12 protein-coding genes and 1 pseudogene are annotated in these 16,776 nt (G+C 59.8%); 9 read left to right on the top strand and 4 right to left on the bottom strand.

The features are described from left to right. Positions 1–19: 19 nt before the first annotated feature. Positions 20–1,099 carry a DUF1559 domain-containing protein gene (locus tag SINAC_RS13350; RefSeq protein ID WP_015246170.1) on the bottom strand — a complete coding sequence of 360 codons (1,080 nt, stop codon included), beginning with the start codon at positions 1,097–1,099 and terminating at the stop codon, positions 20–22. A gap of 1,099 nt (positions 1,100–2,198) precedes the next feature. On the opposite strand from SINAC_RS13350, the gene SINAC_RS13340 reads away from it, so the two are divergent. From SINAC_RS13340 to dcuC, 4 genes are all read left to right on the top strand, one after another. Continuing rightward, the gene (locus SINAC_RS13340) at positions 2,199–3,080 is read left to right on the top strand and encodes a carboxypeptidase-like regulatory domain-containing protein (RefSeq protein ID WP_015246169.1); all 882 of its coding nucleotides are present in this window, start codon (positions 2,199–2,201) and stop codon (positions 3,078–3,080) included. A 200-nt stretch (positions 3,081–3,280) separates the two neighbouring features. Further along, positions 3,281–4,438 (top strand): DUF1559 domain-containing protein, encoded by a 1,158-nt coding sequence (locus SINAC_RS13335; protein WP_015246168.1) that lies wholly within the window; start codon positions 3,281–3,283, stop codon positions 4,436–4,438. A 31-nt stretch (positions 4,439–4,469) separates the two neighbouring features. Continuing rightward, the gene (locus tag SINAC_RS13330) at positions 4,470–6,932 is read left to right on the top strand and encodes a glycosyltransferase family 39 protein (protein WP_015246167.1); all 2,463 of its coding nucleotides are present in this window, start codon (positions 4,470–4,472) and stop codon (positions 6,930–6,932) included. Positions 6,933–7,347: 415 nt separating this feature from the next. Then, positions 7,348–8,664: a C4-dicarboxylate transporter DcuC gene (dcuC, locus tag SINAC_RS13320; RefSeq protein WP_015246166.1), complete on the top strand. Its 1,317-nt coding sequence runs from the start codon at positions 7,348–7,350 to the stop codon at positions 8,662–8,664. 83 nt (positions 8,665–8,747) lie between these two features. On the opposite strand, the gene SINAC_RS13315 is transcribed toward dcuC, so the two are convergent. Next, the gene (locus tag SINAC_RS13315; protein WP_015246165.1) at positions 8,748–9,809 is read right to left on the bottom strand and encodes an FAD:protein FMN transferase; all 1,062 of its coding nucleotides are present in this window, start codon (positions 9,807–9,809) and stop codon (positions 8,748–8,750) included. A 71-nt stretch (positions 9,810–9,880) separates the two neighbouring features. On the opposite strand from SINAC_RS13315, the gene SINAC_RS13310 reads away from it, so the two are divergent. From SINAC_RS13310 to SINAC_RS13300, 3 genes are all read left to right on the top strand, one after another. Then, positions 9,881–10,933, top strand: a complete 1,053-nt coding sequence (locus SINAC_RS13310; protein WP_015246164.1) for a formylglycine-generating enzyme family protein — start codon at positions 9,881–9,883, stop codon at positions 10,931–10,933. A 118-nt stretch (positions 10,934–11,051) separates the two neighbouring features. After that, on the top strand, positions 11,052–12,341 hold the full coding sequence (locus SINAC_RS13305; RefSeq protein WP_015246163.1) for a Gfo/Idh/MocA family oxidoreductase: 1,290 nt from the start codon (positions 11,052–11,054) through the stop codon (positions 12,339–12,341). 105 nt (positions 12,342–12,446) lie between these two features. Continuing rightward, a complete protein-coding gene (locus tag SINAC_RS13300; protein ID WP_015246162.1) occupies positions 12,447–13,286 on the top strand; it encodes a ThuA domain-containing protein in 840 nt (279 codons plus the stop codon). A gap of 117 nt (positions 13,287–13,403) precedes the next feature. On the opposite strand, the gene SINAC_RS13295 is transcribed toward SINAC_RS13300, so the two are convergent. Then, on the bottom strand, positions 13,404–14,390 hold the full coding sequence (locus tag SINAC_RS13295) for a nitrilase family protein (RefSeq protein ID WP_015246161.1): 987 nt from the start codon (positions 14,388–14,390) through the stop codon (positions 13,404–13,406). A gap of 139 nt (positions 14,391–14,529) precedes the next feature. Here SINAC_RS13295 and SINAC_RS13290 point away from each other — a divergent pair, with 139 nt between their 5' ends. Then, positions 14,530–14,772 (top strand): hypothetical protein, encoded by a 243-nt coding sequence (locus SINAC_RS13290; protein WP_015246160.1) that lies wholly within the window; start codon positions 14,530–14,532, stop codon positions 14,770–14,772. A gap of 180 nt (positions 14,773–14,952) precedes the next feature. Here the strand turns inward: SINAC_RS13290 and SINAC_RS13285 are convergent, their stop codons facing one another. Then, positions 14,953–15,702 (bottom strand): hypothetical protein, encoded by a 750-nt coding sequence (locus SINAC_RS13285; protein WP_015246159.1) that lies wholly within the window; start codon positions 15,700–15,702, stop codon positions 14,953–14,955. Positions 15,703–15,872: 170 nt separating this feature from the next. Here SINAC_RS13285 and SINAC_RS41200 point away from each other — a divergent pair. Beyond that, positions 15,873–16,619, top strand: a pseudogene (locus SINAC_RS41200) (methyltransferase domain-containing protein); the annotation flags it as partial. Between the last annotated feature and the right edge of the window lie 157 nt (positions 16,620–16,776).

Below are 16,776 nucleotides of genomic sequence, written 5' to 3'. Positions count from 1 at the left end.
TGGGTGTGAGGTTGCGGTGTTAGTAGGAGTCGGCTGAAATCACTTCACCTGCGCCCCGAGTGCCGAGCGCGAACCAGGTCCGATCGGAGATCGAGTCTTTGATGAATTTGACGCTGCCGTCACCGAAGAGCACGTTGACTCCTCCGGAGTGCCAGCTTCGGCTTGCCGAGTTCATGTTGGCTCCGGCGGCGGGGAGTTCGCTCAAGAGGTGAGTGGAGTTGAAAAAGCAATCGGCGTGGGGGGTATTCGGGGTCTGGAGCATGGAGACCACGGCGCCTCGGTGGGTCCGGCTCAACGTCCAGAATTCCGCCGCCTGGTCGAGCTCGTTCAGGCCGGCTGCACGAGCCGCGTCGCAAGCCGTCGTGTAGGCCTGGTTGTTGGCGTACCCTGCTGGGTTCGTCGCGATCTGATCTTGGCCATTGCCGCTGGGAGCGTTGGACGGCCAGGGGACCTTGGTGAAGAACTCGGTATGGTCCTTGCTGCCGAGGATCGCGTTGCCGGTTCGGATCTCGGCGATCACCACGGTGTTGCTCGATCCATCCACGAAATCCTTGATCCCACGGGAAATCTGCGAGGAGAAGGCGCCGACGCCGATCCCCCCTTGAGTGGCGTCCCAGCGAAACTGAGGTCCGATGCTGGCACCGTAATTCGAGGAATAGGGGAAGACCGTCGAGTGCGGACTCGAGGGGCAAATGAACGTGTTGACCCTCGACTTGACGACGGTCACGTTGCCTGAGCCCGTGACGTCGCAATTCCCGATGACGCAGCCGACCTGGAAATTGAAGGCGTTGTACAGGTTCTGCCCCTCCATCGAGCCGAGACTGCGGAGCAAGACGCTCGGCCCCCAGTGATCCTGGTAGTCCGTCAAGGCCCCCACGCCGTTGACGGGGACGGCCAACGGCGGGAACGCGTCATTGCTCGAGTGATAGTTATGCAAGGCCAGGCCGAGCTGCTTCAGATTGTTCACGCACTGGGCGCGGCGGGCAGCCTCACGGGCGGACTGCACGGCCGGTAAGAGCAAGGCGATCAGGACGGCGATGATCGCGATCACGACCAGCAGCTCGATCAGAGTAAACCCAGGTCGTTGTCGAAAACGCATGGCTCGTGAATCTCCAGTTTTTTCGGGGACATACACCCTGCTGGCCCTGACCGCGATGCGCGGCCCCAAGGGCGTATCGAGGGAGCGGATACGAGGGGCGCAGAGGCCCCACGCCCGCAGGTCGAACGGAGTACAAAGCCGGGCACCCGCATGTTGCGCAGGTTTTCAGTGACGCTCAGCCAAGCACGTGGAGGCGTCCGGAAGTTCGATTTCGGGACGAAGAGCTGTTCGTCGCAGGACGTCGGACGTCACTCACCTCCCGCAGAGCCTGTGGAGGATGAGCGCGGACTCATTGGCGAATGGTGGGGGGAGGCCAGTCGCCTCGATCTCGAGTTGGCTCCAGCCTTCGATTACGACTGGAACGGGCACTCAGTGAGGCAGGTGATTTCGTGACAACAACAGAGAATCATTCTCATCGAAATTGTCCTGGTGAGATGAGCGATCTTGCGAGACTCAGCGTGAAGCCGTTTCAGATGGCGTCTTGTCACCGTATGTTGCACGATCATCGGTCCCAGTGGCTTTGATGTCAAGATAAAATCCCAATTAAGTCGACCGAATTAATAGGAAATTGGTGCTTAGTCAACTCAACTGTTTGAAACTATGAGATTTAGGTGGAAGCGGCTTTGTTTTGAATTGTTGGATTTACGTGGAAATGGTGGGAAGGTAGCTCCGTCTACCTGTCTAGCCGATGCTCGACCATGTGGGCCGCTGGAGTTCCTGGGCCCCCAGGTGTGGAGAGGATGGAACTTATGGAAATGTTGAACTAGAATGTGATTGCTTGTTGACTGTATGTTTGATACGAAAAAACAGAGTAACTCGGGTAAGGCGTCTCTCCATTTCCGTCTAGAGCCAGACACAAGCACTGGCATTTCTCGACGGCGAGCGTTACTTTGGACTTTGTCGTCATCGCTATCTTAAAACGGTGATCGCTTCAAGATGGCGATGATGGCCTTTGCCCCCAACTTCATAATTGCCAATTCAACAACTTCCCGATTCCTTCGGGATCGTCTGGGAATCCCACTGACCTGGCCGATGTCAAGACGGAAGTTGCTTTATTTCCGTTCCTTAACAGAAGGCGAACCACCAGAGGCGCACTTTAGTGAAAGCAGGTAAACAGAAATCGAAACATAGAAGATTGTGTTTTTACGATGTTGTTGTCTTGCGATGGATGCACGCGTTTCTAGGAGCCATCCTTTTTGTAGGTGGATTGCTTAAGCTCTATGTCTTCGCCGTGACTGGCCAAGAAGACGACTTTGCAACAATATTCTTTGCCGCCTTATCGGAGTTAGAAGTCTTTGCTGGGATCTGGTTGATGTCGGGATGCCGTTCCGAGGATACGCGTCCATGGGTGGTTGTGATTTTTGCAGGGCTTTGGGGTTCCAGTTTGTATCATGCTCTTGCCGGTGACTGCTCATGTGGCTGCTTTGGCCTTGTGGCAGTCAATCCCTGGCTTGTCTTGATCTTCGACCTAATTGTTGTGATCGTCCTCCTTAAGTGGCACTCTAATTCGGAGAAGGTGGATGAAGGGAGCGTCGGCTCCTTAAAAGCATTCTGCATGGTGCTTGCCACGATGGCCATTGTAGTCGCCGGAGTTAAGCAGCAAAGTTTAGTCACGGTCAGTGGAACTGCCTTTTTGCAAGGCCGACCGTTAGGGGATGCTTCGCTCACGTTCCGTCGATACTCGCTCGCGTTGAATGTCCGAACTGACAAAAATGGATGCTTCCGACTCCCGCCGATTCGTCCGGGCCGATACTCAATATCAATGGCTACGGCCCCCGTCCCTGGGAATTCAAGCCCTAACACATCAGGCCATGTCACGAGGAAAGGTTCTGAGAGACCTCCGCAGAGTAGCCACTGGAAGGGCTCAAAGAAAACGTCGCAACACTCCGAAACGATGGATCCATCCGCCGACGTCGAATTTCTCTCCCTAGACGTCAACGAGTGCCCGGCGGAAAATCTAAGAATTGAATTCAAAATCTAAGAATTGAATTCGATTCGTGCGGCGTCCTATGGCAGTGTAGCGATCAACGAGTGGTTCTAAAGAGTGCGTGCTGAATGCGACGCCGTCGACGGGGAGTACATGTAGAGAATGCTCCTTAAATGAAGCTGAAATCGACTATGCGATCGTCGACAATTTATTGATGCAGAGTTTAGAAACACAAGTAATATAAGGGTGTCGAGATGCGAAGTCGCAATGAGTCGAAACACTGCCGGTGGAATCAGGCATTCACCCTGATCGAGGTTTTGGTTGTCGTCTCGATCATAGGCGCGCTGGTTGCACTACTCCTTCCTGCAATCCAGGGTGCGCGTGAGGCCGCTCGACGTGCTCAGTGCACCAACAACATGAGGCAGTTGGCGTTGGCCGCACATAATTATGAGAGCACGGTCGGCGTCTTTCCCGCTCAAAGCATGTTTCCAGGTCAACCGCCGCATCCAAAGACGGGTTGGTCCACGAGTTGGATTGTTTCGGTGTTGCAGTTTGCCGAGCAGAAATCGCTCTTCGACGCCTACAATTTCAGCCTAGAGCCCGTGTCGACGGTTTCCGCCCCCGGCGGGCGAGCGAACTCGACCGTAACCTGTTTGCAACTGAGCCTCTTATTGTGTCCCAGTGACTACGGAGACAACGTCCGTCCTCGCGCTCCGTATGCGCCAACGAACTACATGGGGAACTATGGAGGTCCCGGCCAGATCGCAGTGACCGATGGTCTTATCATTCCGCTACCAAGCCGCCTCCTCGACAAGAATCCCAATGTCCCGGACAGGCCCCCCTACCCAGGAACACGCGGTCCAGTTCGGCCAAGCCACATCCGCGATGGCATGTCTAATACGGCTTTATTAAGCGAGCGTGTGTTGGGGTTGTCCATGAGGGGCTTGGATGTTCGGCGTAGCGATACGATTGACGCGAAACGAGTCGTTTTTAGTACCGTACGCGGATCGGCGATCCCCTCTGATTCAAAAGAAGGTTTGGCCGCCGCTCAGCGATTGGTCAACGATTGTGTGAATCTGCCCGGCGAAGCAAAAGCCTCCGCTGTGGTGGTCAACGGCCAGATGTGGGCCGCCGCCTTCCCGCTGCACTTGGTTGTCAGCAGCTATACTCATACCGGACCTCCCAATAGCGTCTCCTGCCGCAACACACAGGAATGGAACGGCGACGACTCCTGGCTTATCTATGTAGGGCCGTCCGGCAGTGCGCCGCCGAGTAGTAACCATCGTGGCGGTGTCAACGTTGCTTTCGCCGACGGCTCGGTTCGATTCGTCAAGGATTCGGTGAACATAAAAACCTGGTGGGCTCTAGGTTCACGAGCCGGCGGCGAGGTTGTCAACATGGACGATTTGTGACGTGCCGTTCTGGAACTCAGGACAGTTAGCTATGCGCTTCACAATCGTCCGAAACCCGATCGTTCTGCTCGTGACCGCGAACTTCCTACTGTTCTTAGATGGGACCTTGCGCCACTACCCCACCGTCGATGAGACCAGGCTTGTGCCGGCTGGCCTCGTCCATTGGCGGACCGGGGATTTCTCCACTGCGAACGACGTTCCGCCTCTGGCGAGGCTGATTTCTGCCGTTCCCGTCCTCGCTGCTACCCCATTTTTGGACCCTTGTGTCGATTTTGAGAGGCAGAAATATTGGACAGAGGCGGTAGGGCTCGATCGCGCGTCCCAAGACGCTTCCAGATTTATTTACCACAATCGTAATCAGTTTGTGATTCTGTTTTGTCTTGCCCGCGTCCCCAATTTCCTCTGGTGGGCGATGGGGGCCTGGATCATTTATCATTGGGCCAACAACCTCTATGGCAAGCCGGCGAGTTGCCTCGGGTTGATATTCTGGAGTCTTGGCCCGAACATTCTGGCTCGTGAGCAGATGGCCACCCCTGACCTGCCGGTCGCCGTTGCTGTTTTGGCTACGTCCTACGCCTTCCTGGGTTGGCTTCGCAAACCGGATTGGAACAGGGCCGCTCTCACCGGCATACTGTTGGGGATAGCTCTATTGGCCGACTTCGCCGTCTTGGCTCTCTTGCCTGCATGGGTTTCGATTGGCACGGCTCGTTGGTTTTTGAAGGAACACGACGCTCCACAACAACCTGCCAAGTCCTGGGCCGGTCAATTATTCATCGGCACGACTCTTTGTTTATGGGTCCTGAATTCAGGATATTTGTTCTCTCAAACCGCGCCGGCGGCGAGAGATGGCGTGGGCGGTTCGGCCAGTGGGTTGACGAGTCTGGCTACCTTAGTCCCCAGTGACTATCGCGAAGGACTCGCTCAGCGGTGGCGAGATTCCGCGACGGAAGCCGGCGATGCCTCAATCTCGACATCAGCGTCTGCTCGCGGTGGCTTTTCATGGACCATGCTTGCGTGGAAAATCCCTTTAGGCACCCTCGCACTGATCCTCGGTGGAGCCGCCACGTCATTTCGGATGGCTTGGATGCGGTCCGGAGTCTTGGATCAGTTGGCCGTGTGGGCTCCGCCCGTCTTCGTTCTTGTCCTAGCCTCGACGATTCTTGCGCCAATTTTGCCTACGTCATCCGTCCTCATTTTGGCCGCTCCTTTTGCGATTATCGGCATATCCTCACTATCAATTTTCTTCCGCCCGGCATTTCGAACAACGCGCTGGTTGATTTTGGGCTTGCTGGCTTCGGTTTTACTTAACAGCCTCACAACCTACCCTTCTTTTTTATGTTGTCTCAATGAAGCCGCGTCGGGAACACAAAATGCCACGAGTTTACCACGCTGGATGTCAGGTAGAGATTGCGGGCAGGATTTCGGCATCCTGAAGTCATGGCTTCGAGAGCATCCTGAATCTCGCCCCATTGGTCTGGCCTGTCGACAGATCGTCGATCCCCAGGCCTATGGGCTCGAGTACACGATTGCTCCCAGCTTGAATTCCCATGGAGGCAGCGATCCCAAGGATGCTCCTTGGTACAGTCTGCAGGGTGGCCCGCATCCTGGGTGGTATGCCGTCGACGCCTATAGCTTAGGCACGGTCCAGTACGCCTACTTCAAGGACTTCAAGCCTCTTCAAAGGCTTGGTGCGTCCTTGTTCATTTACAATCTATCCCGCGATGACGTAGAGTCAGCTCGACGCCACTTGCATCTATCGCCTCTTGCAGAGACTATTTCCATACCCAACGATGCGTTGCATGACGGCTTTGTCCGACGTAGCTACCGAGATGAATCAGGGGTCGAGTACAATTATGCAGTGTTCGCCCCGCCGGGCCACCGCAGTGGCCGCTCCTATCCCCTGATCCTCTTTCTGCATGGATACGACGAACGAGAAGGCGGACCACGAGGAGATGCCTATCTTGACGTCACGTTCCCCCTTGCCGTGAAACAGAGGCGTGACAACTTCCCCTTTTTTGCCGTCGTTCCTCAGGGGCGGTCGGGCGGCTGGAGCCCTGGCGGCACCGATGCAAGGATGGTCTTGGCCGTCCTCAAATTGGTTCAGGATGAGTACGAAGTCGATCCTAAGAGAATCTACCTGACGGGTGTCTCCAGCGGTGGGGCGGGTGTATGGAGTCTGGCCGCCGAACATCCCGAACTTTGGGCGGCAATCGTTCCGATCGCCACTGCAGGCTGCGACCCAGATCAAGCACAGAGGATTTCCAATATTCCATGCTGGTGTTTTCACAACCTGTACGATTTCAAATACCCAATCACGAATCCCCGTGCCATGATTGGGGCCCTCCGACAAGCTGGTGGCTTGCCCCGATACACTGAATTCTTCGGCTTGACATCCGACGTGGGCCGCTCGAGCAGTTTGGGCTCACACGACGCATGGTCCAAGGCCTACATGCTCGACGCTCTTTACGCATGGCTGTCTCAGCAAACTCGGTGAGAGAAACCACTCACACACCAGGGCTAGTGTGCACTAACTTGTTGATCCGATAATCGCTTGCAGCAGGAAGTCATCGCTCCATCTGCAACTGCATTGCTTCGTCGCGATACTTTCACGCCCGGCATGTTGCTTCCACTCAGCTCCAAGACAAAATCCGCCTCGCCTTTGATGATCTACGTGGCGATCGCCTTCCACGTCCCCCAGGCGTTCACTGTGATAATCATGCCCTTGATATCCGTCAGTCTTAGCTATTCGGGAATGGCCGTGATCACGTTGGATTTCTCGGCGTAGGCAACTTGCCCCGGCGATAGGCCAAATTCGCCGGCCCAGACTCTGACTGAATGCAAGACGCCCAAGCCGTTCTTGCGATCGTGGATTCTTGTTCGGTCTATCAAAAAGACGCTGGCAATCTCATATGCAGATTACGATCGCCCTCCTGGTCGTGGCGTTGAGCGTCGGGCTCATCGTGCGGCGCCATGATATTCGGTTGACGCTCCTTGGGGGCGGATTGACGCTGGCGTTCCTGGCCGGTCGTCCTCTGGCAGTGCTGGATACGTTCGCACGGTCAATGGTTGCCCCGATGGTCGCGCCGATCTGCGCGGCGATGGGGTTTGCCGCGGTCCTGCGGACGACCGGCTGCGACCGGCAGTTGGTTCGTTTGCTCCTGGCCCCTCTGAACGGTCGGCGTTGGGCGGTTCTTCCGGGAGGAATCGTGTCGGCCTACCTCGTCAACTTGGCCGTGCCAAGTCAGTCCAGCGTGGCCGCGATGCTCGGTCCGATCCTTGTCCCGTTGCTCATCGCGGCGAAATTGAGCCCGGCCGTTGCGGGGGCGGCCCTGGTGTTGGGCGCGTCCTTCGGGGGAGACCTCCTCAATCCGGCCGCGCAAGATGTTCAGGCTCTGAGCGGCCTGGTCGGCGTGTCCCCCTTGGCGCTTAGCGTCCGGGTGATTCCGGCGAGCCTGGCCGGTCTTGCGGCCGCGATCGCCGCCTTCGTTCTCTTCACGGCTCGAGCGACAGGTCATCCGATTGAGGATCTCGACGAGAACGTCCTCGGACCGGAACGGGAGGAAGAACGGATCAACCTTCTCAAAGCCATCGTTCCGCTCGTGCCGGTCAGCCTCCTGCTCCTGGCGCACGGGGGTCTGAGGTCGCTCGGCTGGCTGCTTCGCGTGGAGGGCCTGAATGCGCGTCCCGACCTGGTTGCGGCGATCCCGGTGGTGCGTGCCCTCTTGATTGGGTTTGCCTTGGCGGCTCTGATCGGCTGGCGGGATTTGCGGCAGGTGGTCCAGAGCTTTTTCGACGGGATGGGGGCCTCCTATCGCGACGTCATTTCACTGACGATCGTTGCCCAGTGCTTCGGTGCCGGTGTCGTTGCGGTTGGGCTGGGGGACCTTTTGATCAAGCAAGTGGGTGATTCGCGCTGGGGGATGGCCTCGCTCGCTGTCAGCCTCCCCTGGAGTCTAGCCACCCTCTCGGGGTCCGGATCCGGGCCGGTCTTGGCGTTTGCCCAGGCGTGCATCGTCCCGCTTGGCGACCGATCGGAGGTGCCGATGCTCGGAGCCCTGACTTGCTTGGCGGCCGCGTTCGGTCGGACCATGTCACCCGTCTCGGCGGTCGTTCTCTGTAGCGCGGGGATCGTCGGCGTATCGCCCCCGGAGTTGATTCGTCCCCTCTTGCCCGCCTTGATTGTTGGTGCTTCGGTCGCCTTCGTAACCATGCTCTCGCTTGGTTAAAAAAAAGGCCGAGCGTGCCCCCGGTGCCCTGTCGCTGGGGGCGCGACGGCTTTTGCGCGGCCTGCCCATTGAGATAGACTCTATCAGGGCCGTGAGAGCACCGGTTTTTCGTTCGGTTTTGGTTGTGTCGTTGGAAGCCGACCCCATCGTTGCGATTCGATCGTCTCTTCGCCCTTCGGCGAGAGCCGGACGATCAAGGCGGCGGCTTCGTCGGTCGATTCGACCAGCGGGAGGCCACGCTCGGGACCGAGGACGTAGATCGCGGTGTCGAGGCTATCGGCGGTCAGACCGTCACGAGCGAAAACGGTGACGTTGGAGCGGTTGACGACGCCCAGGCCGGTCCTCGGGTCGACGATATGGGAATAGCGCTTGCCGTCGATCTCGACGAACTGCTCGGCATCTCCGGCCGTTGATACGGCCGCACGGCTCAGGGAGAGATAGCAGCGAGGTGCGTCTTTGCCTGGATTTAAGGCGGCGACGCCAATCGTCCAGCCGTCTCGGCCGGGGGGCGGATCCCCCACAACGATATCTCCGGCCCCCGCGACCAGGGCTCGGGTCACCCCCTTCGCTTTCAAGGCCCGAAGCGCTTCATCGGCGGCGTACCCTTTGGCCAGCCCGCCGAGATCGAGCTTTATGCTTGGCTTTGTGAGTTGGACGGTCTTCGCCACGGGGTCGAGGAGCATCTTGTCCGATCCGACCAGGGCGAGGGCTTCGGCCAAGCGGTCGAGGTCGGGCATTTTCCGGTCGCGCCGCGCTCGACGCCAGAGGCGGACCACCGGGGCCACGGTGACGTCGAACGCGCCGTGGGACTGCTCATAGATCGCCTTGGATCGCGCGAGGACCTCGAACAGCGGCTCGCTGACGGGGACGGGGGGACCGCCGGCCTGCCGGCAGAGCCGCATCAGTTCGCTTTCCGGCTGATAGTCGCTCAAAATGGCGTCGAGGGCGGCGATTCGTGCAAAAGCGGCCTGGGAGGCGCTTCTGGCAGTCGGCTCGTCTTCGGTGTATAAAACAAGATTAAATGAGGTCCCCATGTGGGTTTCGGCGAAGTCGAATCGAGACAACTTGGGCGTTGGCTCGGCATCGAGACTGGCCCCAACCACCTGCAATACGAGCAGGAACCCAAGGCTCAGTGGGGCGATCATCGTCGAAACCTCCGGCGACCCGGTACTGAGGGCGCCGACCGCCCCCGATCCTTCCGTGGAGAATACCACAAGTGCGCCTGTTTTCGCTCCGTTGTTTGTCGGTTCCAGTGGCCCTGTTTCTGGCCGGTTTTGCCGGATCTTCGGTCAGCGTGGCTCAGGAAGAGAAGAACACTTCTCGTCCGGAAGACATGAAGCCTTATGTCGAACTGATTCCGGGAACCGACCAGAAATTTGAAATGGTCCCGATCCCGGGTGGGACCTATGTGATGGGGAGTCCGGCCACGGAAGAGAAGCGCTCCGAGGACGAGGGAGCCCAACACGAAGTGGCGATCGCCCCGTTCTGGATGGGCAAGAAAGAAGTCACCTGGGATGAGTACGACGAATTCGCGTTCGCCTTTGACCTGAAGCGCAAGCAACGCGAAGGCGTCGATACGTCCAAGCAACCGGCCAACGAGACGGCGGCCGACGCGATCACCCGGCCGACCCCTCCCTACGCTGACGAGACCTTCGGGCTCGGCCGGAAAGGCCAGCCGGTCATTTGCATCACCCACCACTCGGCCATGGAATATTGCCGCTGGCTCTCGACCAAGACGGGCAAGGTCTATCGCTTGCCCACCGAAGCGGAGTGGGAGTATGCCTGCCGCGCAGGGACCAAGACCACCTATTCGTTCGGCGACGATCCGAGCAAGCTCGAGGAGTATGCCTGGAACGTCGACAATGCCGAGAAGCCCCAGCCGGTCGGTAAGAAGAAGCCGAACCCTTGGGGACTGTATGACATGCATGGCAACGTTTCGGAGTGGTGTCTGGACCACTACGTTCCGGACCTCTACAGTACGCTGGCGAAGAATCCGCTTGCGAAGGGTCCGGTCGTGCTCCCCACCGCCAAGGAATATTCCTACGTGGCCCGCGGCGGGTCCTGGGACGACGATGCCGATCGGCTCCGGAGTGCGGCGCGCCTGGCTTCGAACCTCGAGTGGAGTGTGCAAGATCCGCAGCGGCCCCAGAGCATCTGGTGGCACACTGACGCGACGTTCGTCGGCTTCCGGGTGGTCCGCGCCCTTAACGAGCAAGAAGACCTCCGGGGTGTGAAGTCCCTCGTGGTCAAGAAGAAGGGGACGAAGTAAGCCTCTTCACAAGTGTGAGCAAGACCGGCACCGGGATCGTCTGTTCGATTCCGGCGCCGGATCCCAAGGGATCTTGATCCCAGTTCTCGAAACGCCCTCAGCCAAGGGAGAACGCACTATGACCGAGCCCAACGGCTCCACTCGCCGCGATTTCCTCAAGACCTCGACGTTCGCCGTCGGAGGTGCCGTCGCCACTCAGGTCGGCCTCAGTTCGGCGGCCCATGCGGCGGGTTCGGACGTGATCAAGGTCGGTCTGATCGGTTGCGGAGGCCGGGGCACCGGCGCTGCCGAGCAGATTTGCATTGCGTCGCAGCCTGACAAGAACGTCAAGCTTTACGCGATGGGCGACCTCTTTCTCGATCACCTCGAGACGGCCCGCAAGCGGCTCACGGACGTTGTGGGCGATCAGGTTGACGTTTCCAAGGAGCGTTGCTTCACCGGATTTGATGCCTTCCAGAAGGTCATCGACTCGGGCGTCGACCTGGTGATCCTGGCCTCTCCGCCCGGGTTCCGGCCGATGATGATCGAGGCGGCCGTCAAGGCGGGCAAGAACATCTTCACCGAAAAGCCGGTGGCCGTGGACGCGCCGGGCATTCGCAAGGTTCTCGCAGCGGCGGAAGAGGCGAAGCAGAAAGGGCTGGCCGTTGTGGCTGGCACCCAGCGGCGGCACCAGGCCAGCTACGTCGAATGTATGAAGCGGATCCACGACGGCGACCTCGGTGAGATCACCGGCGGGCAATGTTACTGGAACCAGGGGGGCCTCTGGATGAAGCCCCGCGAAACGAGCTGGAGCGACATGGAGTGGCAGGTCCGCAACTGGCTCTACTTCACCTGGCTCTCCGGTGACCACATCGTCGAGCAGCACGTCCACAACCTCGACGTGATCAACTGGGCCCTGGGAACTCACCCGGAGCGAGCCGTTGGGATGGGGGGCCGCCAGGTCCGCACCTCGCCCGACTACGGTCACATCTTCGACCACTTCGCGACCGACCTGGAGTATCCAGGGGGCGTCCATGTCATGAGCATGGCGCGACAGATCGAGGGGTGTGAGAAGAACATTTCGGAAACGGTCGTCGGCACCGCCGGCAAGTGGTCGAGCGCCGGCAGCCGGCTCCAGTTCTCGGGCAAGTCCAAGTATCGCTTCAACGAGAAGGCCACCGACCCCTACGTCCAGGAGCACATTGACCTGCTCGCCAGCATCCGCGCAGGCAAGCCGCTCAACGAACTCCGGACGGTGGCTGAGAGCACCTTGACCGCGATCATGTGCCGGATGTCGGCCTACACGGGCCAGGCCGTGACCTGGGAGCAGGCGCTCAACTCGAAGCAGGACCTGCTTCCCGAGCAGCTCGTCATGGGCAACCTGCCCGTACCTCCGGTGGCCGTCCCCGGCCAGACCCCGCTGATCTAACTCCCGGCACGAACCGATCGAGACACCTGTCCTCCTGGCGAGGGCAGGTGTTTTTTTGCATATTCCTACCTGAACAATTCGTTGAGCCATCACGAGGACTGACGCATGAAGACGCTGTTCGGTTGGTTCGCGCTCTCGGGTCTGGCGCTGGCATCCGCCATGTCGACCGCACAGGCCGCAGACACCAAGATCGTCCTGATCGCGGGCACTCCGAGCCATGCCGCCGGAGCGCACGAATTCAACGCGGGGACGAAACTGCTCGTCAAGTGTCTCAAGGAGATCCCGGGGATCGACCCGGTCCTCGTCCAGGGGGGGTGGCCGAAGGATGAGAGCGTCTTCAAAGGCGCCAAGTCGGTCGTCTTCTTCATGGATGGCGGCGGCGGGCATCCGATGATCCAAGGGGAGCGCCTGGAGACGATGCGCAAGCTGATGGATCAAGGGGTCGGCCTCGTCTGCCTGCACTACGCGGTCGAGTTCCCCAAGGGGAAGGTCGGCGACCAACTCCTCGACTGGCTCGGTGGCTACTACGAGACCGCCTATTCCGACAATCCGCACAATGACGCTCGGATCATTCCCAAGAGTGAGCATCCGATCACGCGAGGCGTCAAGCCGTTTCGTGCCAACGACGAGTGGTACTTCAAGATCCGGTTCCGCCCCGAGGATCCGCGCGTAACCCCGATCCTGACCGCCGAGGAACTCGTCGGCCATGATAAGAAGACGTACAAGGATCAAGTGGTCGCGTGGGCGACCGAGCGGAAAGAGGGCGGCCGATCCTTCGGGTTTACGGGCGGCCATTTTCATGCCAACTGGGGCCAGGAAGAGTTCCGTACCCTTGTGCTGAACTCGATCCTTTGGAGCGCCAAGCTCGAGGTCCCCTCCGAAGGGGTGAAGTGCCAGGTTTCGCCCGACGAACTTGCGAAGAACCTTGATCCCAAGGGCAAGTAATCCTCGAGGTATCGCCTCGATATCTTGTGATGTTCTCTCGTCGTGTGGGCATGGCCCGCCAGGCTGGTCGGGATGGTGGGCCATGTCCCCTACGAGAGTCAGGACAGTGTCGATCCTTTATGAACTCTTGGCTGGCGGCTTCTGTTCGTGAGCCATGGCCCATCCTGGCTTCGTGATCGGCTCCTGGCCGGCCGGCGGGGGCTCGACGAGTTTGCCGTAGAGCTCAGGGCGGCGGGCGCGAAGGTATCGTCGACCGGGTGCCTGTTCGATCTTGTCGGCGGTCAAGAGAGCGACGACCACGTCGTCTTCGAGCGCCTGGCTTTCCGCCAGCACTTCTCCAAACGGGTCGAGGATCATGGCGAGGCCCGGCTTGATCGTGTCGTCATCGAGCCCGATCGGGTTGCTGAAGACGGCATAGACTCCGTTCTCCCAGGCGCGTGCGGGCAGCCAACGCATCAGCCAGCCCCGCCCTTTGGGGCCTTGAAATTCCTGGCGTAGCCGCACGGGATCGCGGTGCCGCTCGTCCCAGAGCCGGCGATCGACGCTCCCCCGCCCCGGCATCACCGAGGGCAGGCATCCGGTCACGTGCGGCATGAAGATCACCTCCGCGCCCATCAGGGTCGTGACTCGGACGTTTTCAGCCAAGTTGTTGTCGTAGCAAGTCAAAAACCCGACCTGGATGCCCAGGATCTCGACCACGGTGTAACGATCACCGGGCGACAGGTGAGGATTGACGAACGTGTGCAGCTTACGATGCTTGGCGAGAAATCCGTCGGGGCTCACTGCCACGTAACAATTGTAGAGGCCTCCCCGTTCATCTTTTTCGATCAATCCGGCCATCACGACCACGCCGGCTTCGCGTGCGATCGCGGTCAAGGCTCGTACCGAGGGGCCGTCGGGAACGGGCTCCGCGACGGCCGTGAGCTGTTCTCGGTCGAGGTGTTGGAGATAGGTGTAGGCGGTGATGGAGCACTCGTGAAAGCTGACGATCTCGGCCCCCTGCTTCACCGCGACTCGGGTCAGGTCACGGATGCGTGCGAGGTTGTACGGCTTGTCGTCGTCGTGGTGCTCGAACTGGACGGTCGCAACACGGATGTCTCGCATTTAAAGACGCCTTTCTCAATTCCGTCGTGACATCGTTCTCAGGATCGCTGATGATAGCGGAACAGGGCTGGCCAATTACAGCCCGGCAATGTCCAGGGCCGGCTGAGCCTTGTCGTGAGATCCTGAAGGAGGGACAACGATGAATGAGCCGGAACGTGTCGTGTCGGTCGAAGCACATGCCGAACGATTGGCGAGCGCCTTGGGTCGCCAGACGCTCGGTCGCGATCTGTCGGCCGCAGAATCGGCCGCCATGGCCACGATTCTCAAGGCGGCTGTCCAGGCGCTCAAGCACGGGTTCATCCAGCGGCTCGCCGAGCAGGTCACGGCTGAGCGCGAGACCGAGACGGTCGAAGAGTTCTTTGAGAACATCAAGCCCGACTGAGAATCGATCTTGGAATCTCCCCCACTCGCCTTGCGATTTCGCCCACCCTTAAAGGCGAGCGGGGAGCGTGAGCTCCCTGTCTGAGTGAGACAACATCGGTGGGAATGTCTCAATAAGACAGGGAGCTCACACTCCCCGCTCGCCTCAGCAATTCAAGGGTTCGGCCGCCGGCTGCGGGGCTCAGAAGTCGGAGAACGGAGCGGCAGGCTTGCTCTTGAAGGCCGCGTCTTTGGTGAGGAAGAAATCGCGGTAGAGGATCGCGATCGAGAGCACGTAGATCGGACCGGTGAGGAGGATCCCGACGCAGAAGAAGCAGGTGCCGATTCCGCTGAGGAACGACGTGACGGCGTGAAACAGGGTGGCCGTAAGCCATTGCGACTTCAGCGCGTTTCCGCTCTGCCGGATTGCCGCGATCGCCCTCAAACGCCCGTCGACGATCAACGGGATCGTGAACATGAGGAGACCGTGGAGGATAAGGCCCGGGATCACGAAGCAAACAAAGCTCACGATCGCCACGATGGCCGCACAGAGGATCGAGCCCAGCGCGAGTTCGTTGAGGACGTCAGTCACGGAGAACAAGTCGCCGACCCGAATCCGCTCGCCTCGGACCTGGCGGCAGGCCATTCGGAACATCCCGCCTACGAAGAACCCGTTGATGAGCGCGGCCAGGATGACCTGGAGCGCCATCTCCTCGCGAGGCATCGGCCAGCGGAAGCCGACCAACCCACCGTTGCCGCCCACGTGAAAGAGCGCGTCGGCGACCTTGGAGACAATCGAATTTCCTGCGAGCACGATCAACATCGTCAGCGCCCAGGTGACCCATTCCGCCTGGACCATCGCCCAGGCCTCGCCGATGGCGGAGAAGCGAACGACCGCCCGTCGGAAGAGTGGAGAGTCCGAAGTGTCGAACTGGTGGTCGCCTACGCCCATGAGGGGAGCTGCTCCTGAAAGAAAACAGAGAGAGAGTTTCCGGGTCGAACCGGCGCGGACCTGTTGCCTGTGACTATTCGCTGCTCACCGCCGACTATTCTCGGGTTCCCCCGATTGAGGCACAAGGATACCATTCGCCGCCTGCCCGTCGAACCAAAGTTTGCGGCCCGATGGATCGGAGGCTGCCCGTGGACGGAACCGACCCGATTGTCTGCCCCCGCTGTCAGGGCCCCTTGCGCCAACGGGATGACCGGTGGTCGTGTCGGGCGTGTGGATCGGTCTATCGCGGTCTCCGAGGAGTTCCCGACCTTCGGACCGGTGACGACCTGTACTTGGCCAATCACGCCGACTGGGAATTCGCGCTTCGGCTGAACGAAGACTACGACCGCTTGGACTTCCGTGGCCTGCTCGAGCGGTACTTCGACCTCTCTCCCGAAATTCCGGCCGACCTCCGGCGCAGGCAGATCGCCCACATCCTGACTGGCCCCGAGCGATTCTCGGAGCATCTCGACGATTGTGTCACGCTCCGCTGCCTGATCTCGTGGAGCCGAGTTCTCGACCTCGGTTGCGGGACCGGTTCGGTCCTCCTCAGCCTGGCGAGCCGCCCCTATGACCTCGATGGGTTCGAGGAAGAGAGACCGCTGTATGGGGTTGATATCGCCATGCGCTGGCTCCTGGTCGCCCGGAAACGGCTTGATGAAGCGGGGCATTCCCACGTCCGGTTGGTCTGCGGCTGTGCCGAGGCGCAGCCGTTCCGCTCGCAGAGCTTCGGCGGCCTGATCGGTGGCGACGTCATCGAGCACGTCGGGGATCAATTGGCCACGCTTGCGGAGGCCCACCGCATTCTCAAGCCGTGGGGCCGGCTCTTCCTGGCGACGCCGAATCGGTTCAGTCTGGCCCCCGAGCCGCATGTCCAGGTCTGGGGGGTCGGTTTCTTGCCGCGACGCTGGATGTCGGCTTACGTCTTCTGGAAGCGGCGTGTCGACTTTCGGGCGATCCGTACGCTGAACTACGTCGAATGGAAGCGGCTGCTTCGGCGAAGTCCGTTCGGAGGCGGGGTCGTCTCGGCCCCCG

The sequence above is a fragment of the Singulisphaera acidiphila DSM 18658 genome, assembly GCF_000242455.2.
Classification (GTDB): Bacteria; Planctomycetota; Planctomycetia; order Isosphaerales; family Isosphaeraceae; genus Singulisphaera; species Singulisphaera acidiphila.
This window is presented reverse-complemented; position numbering and strand designations above follow the sequence as displayed.